The organism is Crocosphaera watsonii WH 8501, from assembly GCF_000167195.1.
Classification (GTDB): domain Bacteria; phylum Cyanobacteriota; class Cyanobacteriia; order Cyanobacteriales; family Microcystaceae; genus Crocosphaera; species Crocosphaera watsonii.
The window spans coordinates 1-3,130 of sequence record NZ_AADV02000285.1 but is presented as its reverse complement, the minus strand read 5'-3'; the positions used below and the strand labels follow the sequence as shown (position 1 = coordinate 3,130).

Sequence of the window (3,130 nt, the reverse complement as noted above, 5' to 3'; positions counted from 1 at the left end):
GGGTATTTGATGTCTGCTGGCGCACAAGTCGCATCTAAAATTAGTTTACCTTGATTTATAATTTTTTCTCCTTTTTATTGAAGACAATCCTTTTTTTTTACTTCTTTATCACTCTTGTCTATTTCTCTTTTTACTATTTTTTTATCGATTTTGTTTATCAATTCTCCATCAATTCTTTTCCTAAAATGAACTAGCATTGAAGATTCCAGTGGTGGCTCTTGTTGATAACAATTTAAACCTATAAAGTATTGTAGATAGGGATTTTCTCTAATCTGTTCTATAGTTTCTCTATCACTTGTTCCTAATTTTTCCTTAATAATTAATGTCCCTAATGCCATTCTAAATAGTTTGGCTGGCGCACCTTTTTCTGCTGAAAAAAGTTTAGCATATTCTTCCTCAAAATCATCCCAAGGTATCAACTCTGCCATGATTACCCAACGATTATTGGGGGACAATTTGCCCTCGAAAGGTAATTCAAATTTTTCTGGGGGCGGTAAAGGTTGCTCCTCTTTTCGATACATTTGTTCTTGACCAACAACTGGGAGGTGTTTCTACCAATTATAGCGGTTTGTAGCCGACAAAGCTGATCTTTTTTGCGATCGCGAATATGGGTGTAACCTTTTAAAGAATAGGGTTTTGCTTTTATTCAGCAAACCCTAAGTATGAGGATGTTGATTGACAAATACTATACCCATATTGTAACCTGAAGAGGGGATAAGACAAAAGGGGTATAGTATGAAAGACCATTGGTTAAAAGAATGGGGCAAAGGAAAACCACCGTCTAAGTGGGTAATAGAGATCATCGATGATACCCTATCTTGCTTAGAAGGGATGACAAAAGAAGAAGAGAGTGCGATCGCCGTCTTAAACGAAGAACTAACCCAAAAGTTCTTAAAGAAAGTAAAACCCACTAGCGTCAAGAATTACTACACCTACTTACATAAAGCCGTCAGAATCCACTTTAAAGACAAATTAACCAGTCAAAACAGTATATATCACCCCACAAAAGGAATATCCGAACACTTTGCCTGTACCCTAATAGACACCCCCGATGACATCAAAGCTATGAACTTAGGCTTGCAAAGGGAAGCCTTAGATTGGAAACAACATAATGTAGCCACCCTAGAAGATCCCGAACTAATAGTGAACCGAGGAAGAGAATTATTAGAGGGTGCGATCGCCCAATACGAAAAAGAAGGATATAGTAGTTATGCCGAAATAGGAGCAGCCTTAGCCTTATTAGTAGGCTTAAGACCAGGAGAAATACTCAGAGATGCAGTATTAATAGACTCATCAGCTTATACAATCATATTAAGCCAAGGACAAGCTAAAACTAGGGGAAAACAAAGGTCTTATGAAATGCCCACCTTAATAGAAGCCGATACTGTCCTCAAAGGTTATCATATTCTGAGAAATACCTTTAAAGCAGATAAATTAAACGACTTAGAACTAGAATCTTATAAAAATAACCTGAGATTTCAAGTAGAAGTAAATTTTAGCGAAATAGTCCCCACATTGTCTCGATTGAACGGGGAAAAAACAGTTAATCCCCAAAGGTTAAGAGCCATTTATGATGCGATCGCAGTGTTTTACTATTGTCCCCCACAAGTCAAAGATTTCGTCTTCATCAAAGCCATAAATGGTCATGAACCCACACCAGGGAAAGCAGATGCGGCCATGCACTATTTAGATTATCAGATAGGAGACGGTGCGATCGTATCAGCAGGGGGTCAACGACAAGGCATTAAGTTAGGGCAACCAGGAGTTAAATTAATCGAGAGGATCGCAGATAAACTCAAGAAAATAGAACAATCAAACGAAAAATTAGCAGATAATACTCATGAGAAAGCATTGATGAGGTTTCTCTCCCATGAATCTCAAGCAACAACAACGGAAGTTACACAACCCTCGATTACCCCTGAAGTGTTAGGATTATCAGATGATTGGGTAAAGCGGTTACAGTCTGTCATGGAACAAACCGGGCAAACCGACTTTAAGGACATGGTGTGTGAACTGGTTAAACAAGAGATCAAGTTTAGGGAGGGGATGCGTACTCGTCATCAAGGGAAAGATTTTCAATCAATGCCATTATCTACCTTAAAGCGTACTCGTCATCCAGAAGCAGCAGCAGAAAAAATGAGACGGGCATTTTTAGCCATTAAATACTATAACTCCAATGTAGCAACTGAGCGATCTCAACGTTGGTACATCAATCCCAACAGCATCAACAAATTAGTCGGGGGGAGGTTTTCTATTATTTCCCCTTGGTGCGATCGCCATTTTGATGAGATAGACTCCCATAATCAAACTTATGAATTAACAGAAGGGGATAATAGGAAATCAGTTGATATTAGTGAAGTGGTTCAAGTGCCAGAATATCCGACAGATTAATCATATTCACTATCAAGATAAAATAGTTTTCAATTGTATATCATAACTTTAACGCTAACAAAAGCCTGTAATCGAGTTAAGCTTTCCAATCACCAATACCATCCCACAAGAATTCGACGGTACCCTCAAAAGCATCAGGAATAAACAACCAAAAGAGAGAGTCGTGCATACCATGTAGGTCACTCATGCCTCCCTGGTCATATAACCCAGATTCCGCACTTCAAAAAGTAGCATTAAATACTACAAGCCTGGGGTTAATCATTAAGTATAATTGCTTAAGCTCTTGAAGACAAAAAAGTGGGATAATTGCTTAAGTTGTTTCCTCTGTAAAAAAAGAGCGAAAAATGTCTTATTTAGAAGAAATACAAGTTAAAAATTTAGACCATTTAGGGATAGTAGCTGGTTTAATTGATGAAATAGAAATAGTCAAAATAATTAATAATAAATTAGGAATAGATGTTAGAGAAAAAATCTCAGCAGGTACAGTAGTTAAGTCTATTTTAATCAATGGACTAGGATTTGTTTCAAGACCTCTATATTTATTCAGTTATTTTTTTCAAGATAAAGCCATTGAGAAATTGTTAGGAGAAAGAATTAAACCTGATTACCTTAATGATGATAAAATTGGGAGAGTAATGGATGAATTATATAAATATGGACTAAATGATATTTTTATTGAAGTAGTTTTAGAAGTAATTAAAAAATTTAAAATAGACCTTAAATACTCCCATTAATTCCA

The 3,130-nt window shown here is 36.6% G+C and carries 1 protein-coding gene and 2 pseudogenes; 2 read left to right on the top strand and 1 reads right to left on the bottom strand.

Features of this window, described 5'->3' with window-relative positions:
• Positions 1–521, bottom strand: a pseudogene (locus CWATDRAFT_RS30840) (transposase); the annotation flags it as partial.
• 214 nt (positions 522–735) lie between these two features.
• Between CWATDRAFT_RS30840 and CWATDRAFT_RS30835 the strand changes: the two are divergent.
• Positions 736–2,391 (top strand): protelomerase family protein, encoded by a 1,656-nt coding sequence (locus CWATDRAFT_RS30835; protein WP_007308618.1) that lies wholly within the window; start codon positions 736–738, stop codon positions 2,389–2,391.
• Between the two features lie 344 nt (positions 2,392–2,735).
• Positions 2,736–3,122, top strand: a pseudogene (locus tag CWATDRAFT_RS30830) (DUF4277 domain-containing protein); the annotation flags it as partial.
• Between the last annotated feature and the right edge of the window lie 8 nt (positions 3,123–3,130).

Excerpts from the sequence above, each read along its gene's own strand:
- CWATDRAFT_RS30835 (WP_007308618.1), top strand. The coding sequence starts at position 736 with ATGAAAGACCATTGGTTAAAAGAATGGGGCAAAGGAAAACCACCGTCT.